This window comes from uncultured Nitrosomonas sp. (assembly GCF_902826915.1).
GTDB lineage: Bacteria > Pseudomonadota > Gammaproteobacteria > Burkholderiales > Nitrosomonadaceae > Nitrosomonas.
Map to the genome: position 1 here is coordinate 13,839 of NZ_CADEGP010000029.1, position 18,578 is coordinate 32,416.

Annotated in this window: 15 protein-coding genes; 5 read left to right on the forward strand and 10 right to left on the reverse strand. The window is 43.6% G+C overall.

The features are described from left to right. Window positions 1-7 precede the first annotated feature (7 nt). Window positions 8-1,279: an RsmB/NOP family class I SAM-dependent RNA methyltransferase gene (locus QZV86_RS06860; RefSeq protein ID WP_295625351.1), complete on the forward strand. Its 1,272-nt coding sequence runs from the start codon at window positions 8-10 to the stop codon at window positions 1,277-1,279. Between the two features lie 138 nt (window positions 1,280-1,417). On the opposite strand, the gene QZV86_RS06865 is transcribed toward QZV86_RS06860, so the two are convergent. The 5 genes from QZV86_RS06865 to QZV86_RS06885 form a co-directional block, all read right to left on the reverse strand. Continuing rightward, window positions 1,418-4,081, reverse strand: coding sequence for an MMPL family transporter (locus tag QZV86_RS06865; RefSeq protein ID WP_295625354.1), 2,664 nt, complete (start codon window positions 4,079-4,081; stop codon window positions 1,418-1,420). Between the two features lie 37 nt (window positions 4,082-4,118). Next, window positions 4,119-4,754: an ABC transporter substrate-binding protein gene (locus QZV86_RS06870; protein ID WP_295625357.1), complete on the reverse strand. Its 636-nt coding sequence runs from the start codon at window positions 4,752-4,754 to the stop codon at window positions 4,119-4,121. Continuing rightward, window positions 4,732-5,871, reverse strand: a complete 1,140-nt coding sequence (locus QZV86_RS06875) for a glycosyltransferase (RefSeq protein ID WP_295625360.1) — start codon at window positions 5,869-5,871, stop codon at window positions 4,732-4,734. Before QZV86_RS06875 ends, QZV86_RS06870 begins: the two co-directional genes overlap by 23 nt. A gap of 47 nt (window positions 5,872-5,918) precedes the next feature. After that, entirely contained in the window at window positions 5,919-7,037 is a 1,119-nt protein-coding gene (gene hpnH, locus QZV86_RS06880) for an adenosyl-hopene transferase HpnH (RefSeq protein ID WP_295625364.1), read from the reverse strand. A gap of 493 nt (window positions 7,038-7,530) precedes the next feature. Further along, window positions 7,531-8,034 (reverse strand): peptidoglycan-binding domain-containing protein, encoded by a 504-nt coding sequence (locus QZV86_RS06885; protein ID WP_295625367.1) that lies wholly within the window; start codon window positions 8,032-8,034, stop codon window positions 7,531-7,533. Between the two features lie 215 nt (window positions 8,035-8,249). On the opposite strand from QZV86_RS06885, the gene QZV86_RS06890 reads away from it, so the two are divergent. Beyond that, complete coding sequence (locus QZV86_RS06890; protein WP_295625370.1) at window positions 8,250-9,389, forward strand: FAD-dependent oxidoreductase; 1,140 nt, start codon at window positions 8,250-8,252, stop codon at window positions 9,387-9,389. 175 nt (window positions 9,390-9,564) lie between these two features. After that, window positions 9,565-9,771 carry a hypothetical protein gene (locus QZV86_RS06895; protein WP_295625373.1) on the forward strand — a complete coding sequence of 69 codons (207 nt, stop codon included), beginning with the start codon at window positions 9,565-9,567 and terminating at the stop codon, window positions 9,769-9,771. 132 nt (window positions 9,772-9,903) lie between these two features. Here the strand turns inward: QZV86_RS06895 and ssb are convergent, their stop codons facing one another. Continuing rightward, window positions 9,904-10,356, reverse strand: a complete 453-nt coding sequence (gene ssb, locus QZV86_RS06900) for a single-stranded DNA-binding protein (RefSeq protein ID WP_295625376.1) — start codon at window positions 10,354-10,356, stop codon at window positions 9,904-9,906. After that, window positions 10,357-11,739 carry an MFS transporter gene (locus QZV86_RS06905; RefSeq protein WP_295625379.1) on the reverse strand — a complete coding sequence of 461 codons (1,383 nt, stop codon included), beginning with the start codon at window positions 11,737-11,739 and terminating at the stop codon, window positions 10,357-10,359. A 66-nt stretch (window positions 11,740-11,805) separates the two neighbouring features. Between QZV86_RS06905 and uvrA the strand changes: the two genes are divergently transcribed. Both uvrA and QZV86_RS06915 read left to right on the forward strand, forming a co-directional pair. Beyond that, window positions 11,806-14,625 (forward strand): excinuclease ABC subunit UvrA, encoded by a 2,820-nt coding sequence (uvrA, locus tag QZV86_RS06910; RefSeq protein WP_295625382.1) that lies wholly within the window; start codon window positions 11,806-11,808, stop codon window positions 14,623-14,625. After that, window positions 14,622-15,893, forward strand: coding sequence for a glycerate kinase (locus QZV86_RS06915; RefSeq protein WP_295625385.1), 1,272 nt, complete (start codon window positions 14,622-14,624; stop codon window positions 15,891-15,893). Before uvrA ends, QZV86_RS06915 begins: the two co-directional genes overlap by 4 nt. Window positions 15,894-15,916: 23 nt before the next feature. Here the strand turns inward: QZV86_RS06915 and QZV86_RS06920 are convergent, their stop codons facing one another. The 3 genes from QZV86_RS06920 to QZV86_RS06930 all read right to left on the reverse strand — a co-directional run bounded on the left by QZV86_RS06920 (window position 15,917) and on the right by QZV86_RS06930 (window position 18,222). Further along, entirely contained in the window at window positions 15,917-16,456 is a 540-nt protein-coding gene (locus QZV86_RS06920) for a hypothetical protein (protein ID WP_295625388.1), read from the reverse strand. 3 nt (window positions 16,457-16,459) lie between these two features. After that, a complete protein-coding gene (locus tag QZV86_RS06925; RefSeq protein ID WP_295625391.1) occupies window positions 16,460-16,900 on the reverse strand; it encodes a hypothetical protein in 441 nt (146 codons plus the stop codon). 116 nt (window positions 16,901-17,016) lie between these two features. Further along, window positions 17,017-18,222: a porin gene (locus tag QZV86_RS06930; RefSeq protein WP_295625394.1), complete on the reverse strand. Its 1,206-nt coding sequence runs from the start codon at window positions 18,220-18,222 to the stop codon at window positions 17,017-17,019. Window positions 18,223-18,578 lie beyond the last annotated feature (356 nt).

Sequence of the window (18,578 nt, forward strand, 5' to 3'; positions counted from 1 at the left end):
GAAATCAATGCATTTTACGCCTTCTCAACTGGACGCAGTTATTGTTGCCATACGTACTGTACTTCCTCTGGAATACCCGGCTGATGGGATTTTGCGGCGTTTCTTCCAGGACAATCCTTTGTTAGGGGCACAGGATCGTGCATTCATTGCAGAAACAGTTTTCGGCATCCTGCGACACCGTTTTTTTCTTGAAAGCTTGGTGAAAATTGTAACACCACGCGCATTAGCATTAGCGTATTTGGTTAAACTTCAAGGAATGAATTTACGCGAATTGGCATCGCTGATCAGCGAAACTGAAATGAAATGGTTGTCAGAAATCAAAGCGATCAAACCGGATGTATTTCCATTAGCGACTCAGGCTGAATTCCCCGTATGGCTGGTAGAGAAATTACAACATTTTATGTCGGATACAGATATTCTTGATTTAGGACTCTCGCTGCAAAAATCCGCGCCGCTGGATCTCCGCGTTAACACAATCCTCGCCAAACGCAGCGAAGTGCTGGAATCACTCGAGCAGGAAGGTATTGATGCTCAGGCGACACCTTACTCTCCTTGCGGCATCAGGCTTGCTGGAAAACCTGCGATCAATCGTCATGCGCTTTTTTTATCGGGAAAAATAGAAGTACAAGATGAAGGAAGTCAATTACTTGGTTATTTGCTGGCACCCAAGCGCGGCGAAATGGTTGTCGACTTTTGCGCGGGTGCAGGTGGCAAATCATTGCTGCTGGGTGCTTTAATGAATTCAAAAGGGCGCATTTATGCATTCGATGTTTCTGAAAAAAGACTAAACAATTTGAAACCACGTTTTAAACGCTCAGGTTTATCTAATTTACATATACAACGAATCACCAATGAGAATGACATAAAGATCAAACGACTGGCTGGAAAAATTGATCGCGTATTGGTCGATGCCCCTTGCAGCGGACTCGGAACTTTGCGTCGCAATCCCGATTTAAAATGGCGCCAATCGTCACAAAGCATCGATGAACTCAAAACCAAACAAGCCGCTATTCTTGCGGCAGCCGCCAGTTTGCTAAAGCCGGGCGGGCGATTGGTGTATGCAACATGCAGCTTTTTACCAGAAGAAAATCAAATTGTCATTAACGAATTTCTGACCGCGCATCCTCAGTTTAGCTTGTTGAATTGCTCCGAACTGTTGTCTCATCAAAAGATACCACTGGATACTGGTGAATTTTTACAATTATTTCCCAAACCACATCAAACGGATGGTTTCTTCGCCGCAGCTTTAACACGAAGTAATTTGGTGAAACCAGAATAAAGATTTAACAGGCCAATGAAAAACGTTTTCTAAGCAGCTGACACAAGACGAAAGAGGTGAAAAGCACAGTTTATGCATAATGACATTTGCATCTTTTTAACACCGCAACGGCAATGCAGGTAATTTTTCAACAGCCTGCTAAGCAGTAATTTCTTTCTTGTCACTGGCTGATTGCAGCAAAATCGGCAAAACAATCAGAACACACACCAAAGTCAATAGCAATCCGATGGTTAACAGCTGCCCCATGCTGGATGTTCCTTGGTGAATAGAAAATATAAGACTACCAAATCCTGCCAGGGTTGTTAACGCACTGAAGAAAATGGCACGTGCTGTGCTGGTATGCAGTAGATTTTCATAGTCCGCACCGGTATTCCGACTTCTGTATACCATATGCAAGCTACTGTCGATACCAATTCCCAGCAATAACGGCAACGCAATAATATTGGCAAAGTTAAACGACAGCCCCATGAATACTGTGCCAGCTCCGGTCAATAACGCCGCAAGCAATAATGGAATTAATACCAACAAGGTAGAAGTAGCGCTTCGAAGCATAGTCCAAGTCGTCAATATGACTCCGATCAGTGCAAGCGAGAATGCATGAAAAAATGCATCTACTACGGCTTCCCCAGCTTCCAGGCTAATTACAGGAACACCAGTTGCATTTGGCGTGATTTTTTGTACAGCGCGCACAAATCTACGCAAGGCATCATTGTCATTAATATTTTCAGACGGATAAACCGCAATTCGATACACATCATCATTACCATACCAAAGCTCAGTCACCGATGCCGGCAATGCCTCTTGTTCAAATGGTTGTGCCTCCAAAGCCAACTGCAGACGATTGATAGAGCCTGGCAATAAACTCAGCAAATCATTATTAACCGTAAGCAATAATTGTTCTTTCGCTTCCCCATTTTCCAACACAGGTTTATCCAGCTTCGCTATCAGATTATCAAGCGAACCCTCTAACGCACGAGCAGAAACTACGTTTGCATGTTCTGGTTGCTCCGCAACAAACTGATTTAACGAAGTTCTTAATTGATCCAATGCCATTCTCTGCTCCGAAACCGTATGAGGACTCGGAATCAAGAATGCTGTAGAGGAAAAAGAAATAGGCCCTAGAATCATTGCCATTTCCTCGATCAAAAGACTTTTCTCTTCTTGTTCCTCCGGAACCAGATCCAATATACTGATAACTCTTTTAACTTCGGACAAGGCCCTCAGTTGCTGCGCTATTTGTCTTATTTGTTGAACATCATCCACTAATACATTGATATGCCAAGGTGAATCTTCCGCATCCCCCAGCAACTCCTGGAAGGTTTGAACTGATTCTGCGTGCGGATTATTCAGATTCAATAAATTGTAATCGAACTTGATATGTGGCAACGCTAAGGCAGAAGCTAGGACAGCAATGATGGTAACGCTATACACAAGTTTTCGCGAACGCCTTGGCAAATCCAGAATTTTATTAATTGATCGAACTGAAAGCGATGATTTTTTGATCTGAATCGGGAAAAACCTTTGCAAGGCGGGTATCATCGTCATCGTAATCAGGAAACTTATGAGCATACCCGTTCCTGAGATTAAACCCAGCTCCGCAACACCTCGATAGGTCGTTGGCATAAAGGCATAAAAACCGATCGCAGTGGTCAGCGCGCAGATAAGCAGCGATTGCCCCATATCACCACCCGTTTTATATACTGCTTCGGGAACAGTCTGATCAGGCTTTCTGATTTCCTCAAGTCTGAGCAGGAAATGAATCGCAAAATCAACCCCCAGACCTATATATAATACTGCGAATGCAATGGAAATCAGGTTTAGATGACCGACGGCAACGGTTGCAAAAGCGGCTGTCAGCAATAAACCGAGCAGCAAACTCACTATGATGGTGAATATTGCACCTGCTGAGCGGAATGCAATTAACAGCACCACAGCAACCATGATGAGTGCCAATAACCCAGCATCTTGAGCACCGTGCATTGCACTATTGAGTTCATCATGAGCCAGCGCCACCTCTCCTGTAATGCGTAATTTTTCAGTTGTATCTGGAGCAAATCCCATACCCTGTGCCGTAGTGCGAATCGCTTTAATAGGCCCTTCAGCAGCAAAAATTTGGGAATAGTCGAGCTTTGGCTGTACGATAATCAATTCCTGGTAGGTGTCTTTTTGTTCTTCGCCCCCTAATAACGCCTGCCATGATAGCGCGCGAGATTTACCCGCAAGCCGCGCATCCAATGTTGCACTGATGCCACTGAATACTGGCTCCAACTCTAATTTGCGCCCCTCGCGTAATTCTTCAACGGCATCTGTCAGAACCGAAGAAAAAGTGAATAAATTGGGATTATCAGCCAAACGTGCTACCAGTGGCTGTGCCGCAGCCAAATAATCAGTAATTCGGCCTAACTCAGACAAATCCTTGTAGAACAAACCATTCTGTTCAAAGAAGGGTTCACCCGTTAAATAATAAGTACTAGGAAATTGTGTAACATCATCTTGCAAATAACGAGTAAAACGTTTTGCTGCTATATGCGCTTGCTCAGGTGTGGGAGCATCCAATACCAGCAACAGCGTATCTTCGTATTGAGGAAATGATTGTAGATACCGGATATGATTTGCGCGAAAAGGAACATCTTCGGAAAGCATATCGGTTGTATCCGTATGAACACCAAGATTGTTAACTATATAAAAAGCGCCCAGTGCAACTACTACTAGTATGAGCAGAATAATCCAGATAGCGTAGCGATATGATATGTCTGCCCAGCGAGCAAAAAAACGATAACTTGAACTCAATGAACTAGTCACTTATTATCAATACCTTGGAAGAAAGAGATAAAAGTCATTATGGATCCTGTCGCGTCAACGCAATCTTTTCCTTAAGCATTTCGATCAACGCCTGAAAGCCATCCCGTTGCAGAATGGCTCGATATTCACCACGTTTTATTGCTAGATCACTCACACCGTCAAACAGGATGTTAACGATACGCCAATCTCCTGCAACTTGATGCAACACATAATCAAAATTTACCGTACCGCCATCCGATTTGGTTAATTGACTGCGCACCAACACTTGATCTCGCGGCAGGGTACGTTGCTCGATAATCTGAAATTGTTCACCCTCATGCTGAACAAAACGCCCCGTATACGTTGCTATACTCAATTGACGAAAAGTTTCAACAATTAGATCCTGTTGTGCATTATCCAGCTGTGACCAATAAGTCGCGCCCAATATTGTCTTAATAATCAGATCAATATCATGAGTTTGATCAATGACAGGCTGCAAGTATTTGAAGCGTTCGTCGTAACTCAATTTTTCGCCTTCTCGCATAACATCGAGTAGAGATAATTGTAAATGCGCAACCACCTGTTCCGGACTACTTATTTCTGAATTGGATGAACTCAATGCTGTAGGAATTGGTAGCAGCACCACTAAAATCAGATACCACCCTATCAATTTAAGTATTTGTTTTACTTTCATAGCGACGATCTTTCCACAAAGCGCGTTCCCCCCGCCAATACCGCAATGCTGATGTCCAAGTCATGGCAAGATACAAAATACCAATGATCGGCAAGGTAATCCCCCAAAGCGGGGAACGCTGATAATAAATTAAAGTAGGTAAATAAGTAAAAAACATAGCAGCCCATGCCAGAATACTCACTAGATAAATTTCCAAGTGAGACGAGAACATAAAAGCAAAAGGTGCTACCAAAAACATGGAAATCATGATCAATGTACAGATAATCAGCAAAATGGGCGAATATTTTAATTGCGTATATGCAGTGCGCGCGACCATTTCCCAGATTGGTTTTAGTTTATGATAGCCGCGATGACTACGCGCTCCATGACTAAGCCCTATAAAAGTACGTAACCCAGCACACTTAATATGCGCCGCCAAAGTACAATCATCAATCAATGCATCATGCAAATTGGCAAAAGCACCCGTGGAACGCAATGCTTGTGTTTTTACCAAAATACATCCGCCTGCGGCGGCGGCAACGCGTGATCCCAGCTTATTTGCTAGCCCAAATGGATATAACAGTTTGAAGAAGAAAATAAATGCTGGCATCAGTAAGCACTCTACAAAATTATCCATAGGTGGCTTAGCCATAAGCGATACCAGTGCCAGATTCTCATTACACGCTTTTTGCCGTAACTCAAAAATAATTCCTGGAGTGAGTTCAATATCAGCATCCAGCAACAATGTATAATGCGTTTTAATTTCTCGTAATCCTTGTTCTAGCGCCCACAATTTACCACTCCAACCTGCTGGCGGCGCAGTACCCGATAGCACTTGTGCTCCGCATTGCCTAGCCTGCTCTGCTGTATCATCGACAGACTGATCATCGATCACAATGACATGCACATTCTCACCTTGCGCTCTAACTCCGCGCAATGTATGCCCGATATAAGGACCTTCATTACGCGCCGGAATTAAAACAGTGATATCACTCAGCGTTTCGCTGGAAATAACTTTTTCGTGTGCTAGTGCTTCGATTTTCTCGCAAGTACTCCAAGGACGCCATGGAAATAATGCCAACATCCACCAGCAAAAAGTGCCAAAAATAGACAGATAGAGTACTAACTCCACTAACATTCTTGCTTACGCTGAATTTTAAAATGTAGAATTAATACAACCTCTATCTACTTATTAACAAATGTTACGGGTATATCGGAGAGCTTTTTAGACGTTTTGTTTTCTCCTGCTGCCCATTTTGGTGTTGGCTCGGCAACCATAGGCCCTGATGTTTTGGGCCCCTTTAATGATGCAATCAGCGCCTTCCAGGGATGGTGCAGGGTATCTTCTACAGCTGTCGCTTCATATCCACAGTGCGCCATGCATTGCGCACATTTCGGATTATTAGCCGTCCCATACTTTTCCCAGGGCGTATCATCAAGAAGCTCCTTAAAGGTTTTTGCATAGCCTTCATCCGACAACAGGTAGCAAGGCTTCTGCCATCCAAATACATTACGTGTCGGATTACCCCAAGGTGTGCATTCGTAATCCTGATTACCAGCCAGATAATCCAAATACAATGCTGAGTGGTTCAGACGCCATTTGCGTTTTAGCTTCTTACCCAACTCGAAGATACCGCGGAATAATATCTTTGTATCCTGGCTTTTGATAAAAACATCCTGCTGCGGTGCTTTCTCGTAACTAAATCCGGGAGCAATCGTTGCAGCCTCGACGCCCAGCTCCATGGCGTAATCCAGAAACTCAGCCACATCTTCCGGTGTCTCGCCTTGAAACAGCGTGCAGTTTACCGTGACCCTAAACCCTCTATTTAACGCCAGCTTAATCGCCTCAACTGCACGATCAAAAACTCCCTCCTGACAAACTGAAGCGTCATGGCGTTCTTGCATGCCATCCAGATGAATCGAAAAAGTCAAATAGGGTGATGGCGTATAATCGTCAATACGTTTTTTTAACAACAATGCATTGGTACATAGATAAACATATTTCTTACGCTTAATAATGCCTGCCACAATTTGCGGCATCTCTTTATGAAGCAATGGTTCGCCACCTGGAATTGATACCATTGGAGCACCGCACTCATCCACAGCTTGCATGCATTCTTCATAGGAAAGTCTTTGATCAAGCACATCTTCGGGGTGTGCAATTTTTCCACAGCCAGCACAAGCCAGATTACATCGAAACAAAGGCTCCAACATCAGTACCAAAGGATATTTTTTCACTCCTTTTAATTTCTGCTTGATCAAGTACGCACCTACCGCAATCTGTTGACGTAAGGGAACACCCATGAATTAACCTCCAAAAGTACTTAAAAAAACAAATTATTAACAATCTAACCTACAATTAAGTATGAAACCAAATTGATAATCAGCCCATCTTTCATATCCATTAGCAAACCATCCCAAGCTCTCTGCACTGCGCTACAGTTAGAAAGCAAGCTCACGATGCCAGCATATTAAGCATCAGCTGCGCTTTTCGCTCATTTTCCCTTGTATCCACTACCTGAGAGCGTTTTCAATGATCCATTAAACGCACTAATATATAATAAGAAAATTTGAAATGTCTGATAAAAACCCTCAAAACATAAATTCCCTTAGCCTCAATCGCTATCCCTCTATATTTTAATCTGAAAGTACCCTGAAAGTCAGTTTTTAACTATAAAACATGATCGCTTACTATAGCAAATATTCTCAACTCATTGATTAATTATTGATATACTTCAACAAAAAACACCAAGAGCTTTAAGCTCTTGGTGTTTTTTAAATAAAAAATCACCGTCTCTTAGAACTCAACGCCTAGCGCACGTAATGTTCGTTTATCTATCTTTCCAGATGGAATGCCATTTTCTTTCTGGAATGCTTCAATCGCCGCTACAGTTTTACCGCCGCTCTTTCCATCAACTGGACCGGGATTAAATCCAGCATCTACAAGTGCCTGCTGAATATCACGTATCATTGCGGCATCAGGTTTTACGATATCATCACCATCATCAATAACAGGCTCCGGGGCTTCGTTAGCTTCAACGTCGGTATTTATAGTATCGATATTACTTTCTGCCGAATCCAAGGTTTGCAAACTTTGCACATCTTCAATCATGGCTGGTTCAGTGGGTACAAGCGCCTCAGGCTCAGGCTCAGGCTCAAGTGCTGTCGCTTCTGCTGCTGCCTTATCTTCTTTAGCTGGTATTGGTTCTTTTTCGTCCATCGGCTTACAACCTATTAATAGCACTGCAAACAAAAAAAGAACAAGACAAGATGTTAATGTACTCGTTTTGATAAAATTCATTACTAATCCCCCAAAATATTAAATAAATCGTTATGCTGCTTCTAGGCATTCATGCTGAATTAAATACTCTTTCAATTTCAATGCAATACTAGACTTCCCTTCGAAGTCAAGCAACATACTTGTAATTTTGCCTATCACATTTTGTATTAACTTATAATGTTGCGGTGAGAACTATCACATTTTTCTAATAAGAACGCAACACAAGAAAGTTAATAATGATAGGCTTAACACAAAGCAACAAAGACTTACTGCTAATCGGCGGTGGCCATAGTCATATCATTGCAATTAAACGACTAGCTGTAAAGCCACTTACCGATACTCGCATAACACTTATCAGTAGCGATACGTTGACACCCTATTCTGGCATGTTACCCGGACTCATTGCCGGACATCATACACATGAGGATTGTCATATCGATTTGCGAAAACTCTGCCAATGGGTTGGTATAAAATTTATCCATTGCAAAGTTACGCATATGGATTCATCAAAAAAACAAATCGATTGCCAAGATAATCTCTCGTTACGTTATGATGTTTTGTCGATCAATGTAGGCTCGCAACCTGCGCTACACAGTATTCCCGGTGCAATTATCTATGGTTCCCCGGTAAAACCCATCAAACAATTTCTGCAACAGTGGCAGCATTGGCTTACAACGCAGCAACGATCAAGTCATCTGCAGCGCATTGTCGTTGTTGGTGGAGGTGCCGCCGGGATAGAAATATTACTCGCTTTGCACTATAGATTGGCAAATACAACTTCTATTCGCGCCGAATTCACCTTGATTTGCGCTGACTCACACATCCTGAATTCACACAACAAGAAAGTACAGAATTTCTTTCATCGGCATTTACAAACGCTCGGAATCCAGCTTATCCAGGGGAAATATGTGGTTTCTGCACTTGAACATCAGTTAGTGCTCAATGACCACACACGATATGACTATGATTTCCTTGCTTGGGCCATCCATGCAAACGCGCAGCCTTGGCTGGGAAGAAGCGGGTTGGCATGCGATGACAATGGCTTTATTCAGGTTGATAAATATCTTCGCAGCATTTCACACCCAGATATTTTTGCAACAGGCGATTGCGCTGCATTTACACCGATGCCCTTACCTAAAGCCGGTGTCTATGCAGTTCGTCAGGGACCATTTCTAGCCAAAAATATTTCGACGCAATTAGTGGGACATGGCTCTCTTCAGCCTTACAAACCGCAGCGATACTTCTTGAGCTTATTAACCACAGGAGGGCGCCATGCCGTTGCTTCTCGGGGGGCTTTCTTTGCACATGGAAAGTGGGTTTGGCTTTGGAAAAACTATATCGATCGCAGCTTCATAACAAGCTTCAATCTGAAATGATCATACGCCGAGATACCATCGGTACAAATTGTATCAATCGCATCCCAATCAATAGGGGCATAAAAGAATCATAACTCCAGGCTAAAGTTTGTTTTTTTTAAGTCGTTGAAACAGCATCATTGCTGTTAATTAACTCACTAACCCTTTAATAAATAAAACTTACCTGGAAGAAGCCATGAAAATTCTTGTTCATTTTAAATCTGGATTTAAGCAGACATTTATTGTTCCCAAATGTATGCTAGCGCTCGAATTTAGAAATATGGCCAGGGAGATTGGCGGCAATATCGCCAGTATCGAATTCTCATTGCCTCCTAGTCGTCAAACCAATATAGCTCCTATCGAACTTCAGAATGGAGTGTCCCGCTTGCCTGATAAACGTTAACAGATTAAAACAAGCTCCTAATTGCAAACAACAAAGTTTAAGTACGCACCTCAAGCATCGACTTTCAATCGGCTCGCACACTCTGAAATGAAGAATTAAACCTGAAACGACCGAGCATATTCAATCATTCGATTAAAATGGAATATCATCATCCATATCATCAAATCCACTTGAACTTTTAGCTGAAGAAGATCGACCAGGAACCGAATTGCCTTCTTCTTGATCAGAAGTTGATTCAAAACTATCGCTTCCTGGTCGACTACCCAACATTTTCATATCGCTGGCGATAATATCAGTCGTATAGCGCTCCACACCATTCTTATCAGTCCATTTTCTGGTTTCTAATCTTCCTTCAATATAAACAGAGCGGCCTTTCTTTAAGTATTCTCCAGCAATTTCGGCGAGCTTGCGATAAAAAGTTACACGATGCCATTCGGTTTTTTCCTGCTTCTCACCATTCTTGTCTTTCCAAGTGTCTGTGGTAGCCAATGTAATATTAGTAACCGCATCCCCATTTGACATATAGCGAGTTTCCGGATCTTTACCCAAATTACCAATGAGTATAACTTTATTGACTGAAGCCATTTATGTTTTCTCCCCAAGCAATTGAATTACCTTTTCTTCATCAAAGCCTTTCATGTCTACTTTCAGATAGGCCACTCTTTCATTAACAATAACTAACGCTTCATAGACACCGGGTATTGCTGCGAGCCGACGCGACAGTTCTCGTGATTGATCAATATCCATTTCATCCACAGGATACATCCTGGACCGCACGGCAGCAGGCGCTTTCATCGTCGCAGCCAATATCAGCCACACCACCAGCAATGATCCACAGAACGTATATAACGCGTAACTTCCATACGCGCCGAATAAATAACCACCCGCCGCCGCACCAGCAAAAGCACCCAGAAACTGGGTACTACTGTAAACTCCGATCGCCGTTCCCTTTGCGCCCACGGGTGCGATCTTGGAAATTAATGAAGGTAGGCTGGCTTCCAATAAGTTAAATGCCGTAAAAAAAACCAATAAGGCAACAGCTGTACCCCATAGTGAATCAAATGTCATAGCCAACAATATCTGCCCCATTAGCAAAATAGCAATTGCTGCAACAAACACATGCTTTAACTTGGCTTTCTTCTCGGAGTAAATAATTGCGGGGATAATGAAAACAATCGATAGCAATAAAACAGGCAAATAAATCTGCCAATGATCACCCGCCGCCATTCCGGCTTGCCGCAAAGTCAGCGGCACAACAAGCCAGAGCGCCATCAATGTGGCATGTAACGCAAAAATACCGTAATTTAAACGCAACAACTGTGTATTCTGCAATACACTTGCAAAGCTCGTAGGTGATACTTCGGTATCGGAGTGAAATCTGCTGATATGCGGATCAGGAATGATTTTTTTTACCACAAGCATTGCAAGTAACGCCAGTATACCGGTCATGGCAAAAATTCCAGGTACACCTATCCAATGATTCAAAATCGGAGCAGCAATCAGGGAAATGGCAAAAACTGTACCAATGGTCATACCGATCGTAGCCATCGCTTTAGTACGATGCTCTTCGCGCGTAAGATCCGCCGCAAGAGCCATTACGGCGGCCGATATTGCCCCGGCACCCTGAATAATACGCCCCGCTATTACCCAATATATATCAACTGCGATAGCTGCGACCAAGCTACCAATAGCAAATAGAATTAACCCAAGATATATAACAGGCTTACGTCCAATGCGATCAGACAGCCAACCAAAGGGAATTTGCAGCACAGCTTGCGTTAAGCCGTATGCTCCTAGTGCAATTCCGACTAACGTATAATTGTCTCCACCAGGCAAATCCTCAGCATAAAAAGCAAATACCGGCAAAATGATAAACAGTCCAAACATGCGCAAGCCATACACACCGGCCAAACCAATGGTTGCGCGTAATTCCTCCGGAGACATTTTTTCAGATGATGAAGCAGACATGAATCAGGTTGTTATATTTTTAAAAAGTTGGGTATATTAGCAGGTTGACTCATACATAGATAGCTCATGGAATCCATAAAAATACGCGGCGCACGCACGCACAATCTGAAAAACATCCATCTTGATCTGCCGCGTAATGAGCTTGTTGTCATTACCGGGCTATCAGGATCAGGCAAATCATCGCTTGCATTCGATACGCTTTATGCGGAAGGCCAGCGTCGATATGTGGAATCTCTTTCGACCTATGCAAGACAATTCCTTCAATTGATGGAAAAACCAGATGTTGATTTGATCGAGGGACTCTCTCCCGCAATCGCTATCGAACAGAGAGCAACCTCGCATAATCCACGGTCGACGGTAGGGACGGTCACTGAAATTCATGATTATTTGCGTTTGCTATTCGCTCGCGTGGGCGATCCTTTTTGCCCTGAGCATAATATTGTTTTGACCGCACAAAGCGTATCGCAAATGGTGGATCATGTGTTACAGCTACCACTCGACACACGTTTGATGATTCTTTCCCCGTTAATCGTGGAACGTAAGGGCGAGCAAGTAGAGTTGTTTGATGAGCTGCGTGCACAAGGTTTTGTTCGTTTGCGAATCGATGGCGAAGTTTATGAAATCGACGCATTGCCAAAGTTGCAGAAAACTCAGAAACATACCATTGAAGTAGTAATTGATCGCTTGAAGGTTTCCCCGGATGCTAAGCAACGACTTGCTGAATCATTCGAAGTCGCGTTACGCCATTCCGATGGACGCGCTTTGGCAATTGAGATAGATAACTGCCATGAACATCTGTTTTCAGCCAAATTCAGTTGCCCGGTGTGCAGTTACTCGTTGTCGGAAATGGAGCCCAGATTATTCTCTTTTAACAATCCATTAGGTGCCTGCAATAAATGCGATGGCTTGGGGCAAATCACTTTCTTTGATCCAGCACGTGTCGTAGCATTCTCCCACTTGTCACTGGCTGCCGGCGCGGTAAAAAACTGGGACCAGCGCAATCAATTTTATTTTCAGTTACTAAAAAATCTTGCAACACATTATCATTTCGATCTGGAGACACCATTTGAGAAACTGGATGAAGCTATTCGCAACATTATCCTGCATGGCTCAGGTAAAGAGAAAATACATTTCTCCTATCTGACAGAAGGCGGTCGCAAGCGGCAGGAAACTCACCCTTTTGAAGGAATCATTCCCAACCTGACACGTCGCTATAAAGAAACCGAATCTCAAGCTGTGCGAGAAGAACTAGCCAAATATCTCAATGCGCAAACTTGCCCAGAGTGTCAGGGTACACGCTTGTGCCAGGCTGCACGTCATGTGCATGTTGCAGGGCAGGCGATTTACCAGATCAGCGCTTTTCCACTAAAAAAAGCCAAGCAATTTTTTGATCACATCAAGTTATCGGGTCACAAGCAATCAATTGCTGAGCGTATTATCAAGGAAATTTCCAACCGCCTACAATTTCTCAACAACGTAGGACTAGATTATTTATCTTTGGATCGCTCCGCGGATACATTGTCCGGCGGTGAATCTCAGCGTATCCGATTGGCCAGTCAAATCGGTTCCGGCCTAACGGGCGTTATGTACGTTTTAGATGAACCTTCCATCGGTTTACATCAACGCGATAATGGTCGCCTGCTCGATACACTCAAAAAACTACGTGATCTGGGTAATAGTGTCATCGTGGTTGAACATGATCAAGATGCCATACAGATTGCAGACTATGTTGTGGATATGGGACCAGGGGCTGGTGAACACGGTGGACTCGTTGTTGCTCAAGGCACGCCACAGTCTATTCGGGAAAATGATGATTCTCTGACGGGCAAGTATCTATCCGGAAAATTATCAATCAAGATACCGGAAAAACGCCATTCCCCCACCGATGATCGAACGCTTCGAATTGATGGCGCCACTGGGAACAATCTAAAAAACGTTACGCTGACTCTCCCGATAGGTCTCTTTGTCTGCGTCACAGGGGTTTCGGGATCCGGCAAATCCACGCTTATTAATGAAACGCTACATCGCACGGTAGCTCGCCATCTTTATGGCAGCAATGCTGAACCGGCGCCCTATCAACACATCGAAGGCCTGGCTTTCTTCGACAAGGTCATCAACATGGATCAAAGCCCGATTGGCCGTACGCCGCGCTCCAATCCCGCAACTTATACCGGACTGTTCACTCCGATCCGGGAATTGTTTGCTGGCGTACCTCAAGCACGCGAACGCGGCTATGCGCCCGGCCGGTTCTCATTCAATGTCAAAGGTGGTCGATGCGAAGCTTGCCAAGGTGATGGCGTAATTAAGGTAGAAATGCATTTCCTTCCAGATATCTACGTTACCTGCGATGTATGCCATGGTCATCGATATAACCGCGAGACCCTGGAGATCCAGTATAAGCACAAGAATATCAATGAGATACTGAAATTGACCGTGGAAAATGCATTCGAATTTTTCAGCTCAGTACCAGTGGTTGCGCGAAAATTACATACATTACTGGACGTGGGCCTCGGTTATATTACCTTGGGACAATCCGCCACAACACTCTCCGGCGGTGAGGCACAGCGGGTAAAACTGTCACTGGAGCTTTCCAAGCGCGACACGGGCCGGACCTTGTATATTCTGGACGAACCCACGACTGGTCTACATTTTCAGGATATCGATCTACTGCTGAAAGTATTACACAGACTGCGTGATCATGGTAATACTGTGGTAGTCATCGAACATAACCTGGATGTCATCAAAACAGCCGACTGGATTATTGACTTAGGCCCGGAAGGTGGAGATGGTGGCGGATGTATTATTGCAGAAGGTACGCCGGAAGCAATTGCAGGCAATAAAAACAGTTTTACTGGTCATTATCTGCAATCCATGTTGGTAAAATGAATCCGTGCAATCATTTGCTGGAAAGCTTTGCAGTAGCCGTCAAAACTGCCGACCCTAATCACATCATTCCGCTGCATCTTCCTCATCCCCCTCGAGGTCGCACACTCGTTATTGGCGCTGGCAAAGCATCTGCTGCAATGGCAATGGTGGTTGAGAATGCATGGCCTGCTGCTGCTCAAATTGATGGTTTGGTCGTCACTCGCTACGGACATACATTACCCACACAAAAAATCAAAGTTGTTGAAGCGGGTCATCCGATACCGGATGAAAATGGTGAGCGAGCAGCGCAAGAAATTCTCGCAGCAGTTCAAACATTAGAATCCGAGGATCTATTACTTTGTTTGTTCAGCGGCGGCGGATCCAGTCTGTTATCCTTATCAATTGAAGGCATTTCACTGCAAGATCTTCAAGCAGCCACCCACCAGCTGTTGCGTTGCGGAGCAAGTATCCAGGAAATTAACACTGTCCGCAAACACTTATCCGCGATCCAGGGCGGTAGGCTTGCTGCCGCATGCCAAGCTCCCATACTGGCTTTAATTATTTCCGATGTTACCGGTGATGAAGTAACCCATATCGCTTCCGGCCCCTGCTCCCCCGATCCATCCACATTTGCCGATGCGCTTGCTGTACTTGACCGCTATCATTTGGAAGTACCGGCAACAGTACAACAAATGCTATTGGCGGGCAAAGAACGCGCTATCGCTGAGACACCCAAGCCTGGCTCCCCCATCTTCAACCAAGTCGAAAACAGAATTATTGCAAACGCTCATCAATCCCTGGTTGCAACTGCAAATTATTTCCAAGAACATGGGATCAACACTTTAATACTTGGTGATACAGTAACCGGTGAATCTCGGGAAATTGCCAAAAGTTATGCCGCATTAGTGAGAGAAATAAAGCTATATCCGCAAGTACTAAAAACACCTTTGGCTCTGTTATCGGGCGGTGAAACGACTGTCACCTTGAAAGGGAATGGCCGAGGGGGGCGCAATTCCGAGTTCCTATTGTCATTATTAATCGAACTCTCTGCGCTTGATAAAGTATATGCATTGGCATGCGATACGGATGGGTTGGATGGGACTGAAAACAATGCTGGAGCACTCATCATGCCAGATTCTCTGATTCGTGCAAATAGACTTAATTTGGATCCTGCATCGTTTTTATCGAATAACGATGCCTATACGTTTTTTCAGCAATTAAATGATTTAGTCATTACTGGCCCCACGCATACCAATGTTAATGATTATCGCGCTATCCTAGTACTCTAATCGCACACGCGCGGCCAGCCACATCAGGCTTCCAGATTGCGGTCAACTTGTATTGATGACAAAACCAATCCTTGCTCAAACCACCTGCGAATGACGTACTCATAGAACTGCTGATTTCTGATCACTGGAATGGTTAAAGCTAAATCTTTACCTCGTACTGTTAATAGCACGTGCCCCAAGTCCAAAGAATTATTCTCTTTGTTTTGAAAACCTATTTTAGTCGGCTTACCACAATAAAAAAGTCGCGCATGTTTTCCAAATCCTTTTTTTACAAAACCTTCGCTCTCGAATGCAATTAAGCCGATACTCTCGAGATGTTTTAATACTGGCAGAGTAATTCCTTGCCTTAAATAAACTTCATCTTCCACGTCAAAAATAAGCGGTAATGGTTCGCCTTGCACCCATGAAAATTGACATAACGCCACAAAAATGTGCTTATCTTTTTGCGTTAAATCGAATTGCATATTTAAATCATCCATCGGCAATGCTCTTTTGTTTGCACGATCTCTTCCATAAATAATGAATCGATCGATTTCATTGATGGCTGGATCATCTTCACGCACAAGCTATTTTTCTGATTTTTCCTCTGTTTCTTCTGAGTTCTTTACTTCAGCAACTGATTCTGTACTCCCTACATCTGTTGATTCTGAATAATCAACTTCATTTGCCTGCACATTTGTTTTATTTTTGGATTTTGGCGCATCTTTAATCTTGCGAGACTTAATTTCTCTATTAATTTCACCCAGGAAAGCAACATTATCTTTCCGTTGCTTTTCACTCTTATACCATGATGCACACGTAATAGTACCCATAATTATTAACAAGATGCTCAATACATCGATTCCATCAAAAAAAATAAATACAACACCTGTTGAAACTGCAAATGCACCTAATATGGCTGTAAATAGCCACATCTTAGAACCAGAACCATTGCTTCGTTTGTTCCAGGATTCAAGATTATCCCGTGTAGAAACAAGCTCTTCATCAGTCCATTTCTTCATACTCATATTTGAGAATCCTCCATAATCATCAATCGATATTTAGAAACAATAGAAACTCATTATATTTCTTTCTGACAATAAAAAAGGCACCATTTGGTGCCTTTTTACGAGATTAACTTGGATTAGAAGTTGTGACGCATACCTACAGTATAGGTGTTATGATCTCTAAGTCCATTAACCGCTTTGTCGTCCATCATGCCACGCTGATAGCCACCAAAGAGACTTGACCGTTTGCTGAGGTTATGTATCAAGCCGACGGTAAAGGTACTCATATCACGTTTAATTGCAGTAGCAGTTGCATTAGCTTCTGACATACCACCTTGAGCGATAATACTGGTATTACCCCAATCATACTGACCGCTGGCAAACCATAGATGACCATCACCGCCCAGATTCATCGCTGAGTTACAGTGCGAACGACTATCTCCGACACCAGTACCAGGATTACCCAACGCAGCAGCATTGGAACAGGTTGCTGCACCTATTGCATTGTCGACTCTTTCATATTGACCACTGAGCTTAAAGTTTTGGAAACTCCACAGTGCACCACCACGCCAGACATGCTCATTGTTCGTTAAAGGTAGAGTTGTGCTTTGTCGGGTGCTCAGATTATCGCGAGAATATCCGCCGAACACACCTAAATTATGACCTGCAACTTGCGCTTCATATTTACCTGCTACTTGGAAGTCCCATTCACCATCTTCACCACCTGAATTTGATTGACTTCCTTGAAAAGTATCTGTCGGAGAGATGAAATTTGCCGCGTCTAATCGGTTAGAATCGCCAGGCATTAATATACCTGCAAAGCTAAACCCTTCAACCCGTGGCGAATCAAACCGAACAGCACTGTTTACAAAACTTTGAGCACCAGAACCTAAGCCATTGGCAGAAGCAGTCATGGTACCACCGCTACCCGCAGCTTGCAGAGTTGTGTATGCAAATGGATCAATCGTCATGCCGCCTGCGAAATCTTTAAATGGTGATTGAACACGACCAAATTTCACTTCACCCCAGCTATCGTTTGCCAGCGCCACCCAACGTTCCCGTGCAACACCCAATGCACCGCTACCTGTACTAAAACCATATTCAACATGCGCTTTTGCTTTCAAGCCGCCGCCTAAATTCTCAGTTACATGCATCCCCATTCTTGAACGGCCTGTGTCATCACCAATGAGAGCTTGACTGCTTTGACCGTCTTTGTTGACTGTAGCATACTCGGCCTGCACACTACCAAAAAGTGTTACATTTGTTCCTACTCCTTGTGCTAACACAACCATCGGGGCTGCAAGTGCACCAGCTACTGCCAGTGATATAAGTTTCTTCTTCATACGGAAGTTCTCCTTTAATGTTAAAACGATTGGGGCCGTCCTTTTTTGCCCTACTACACTCCAGTGGAATGCACCCCGCTTGTCCGGACCCCCCGACTCGGAGGGTTTGATTTGATTGTGCCGAACACATAAGTATTCTGCAAGAAAAACGAGCATATTTTATAAATTTAGCCATCACGATGTTGCATTCAAGCAACACTGCTGTTGTTTTTCTGACTATAACCCTAGCTCTTATATATCTTACTTGGGCTCAAATTAGCATTTATTCGATCCACCAATCAAAACAATAATTTTATATAACAAATACTTAGTCGTCCCTGAAAAATTCCCGTCAATCGCTATCTTGCGAGCAGCAG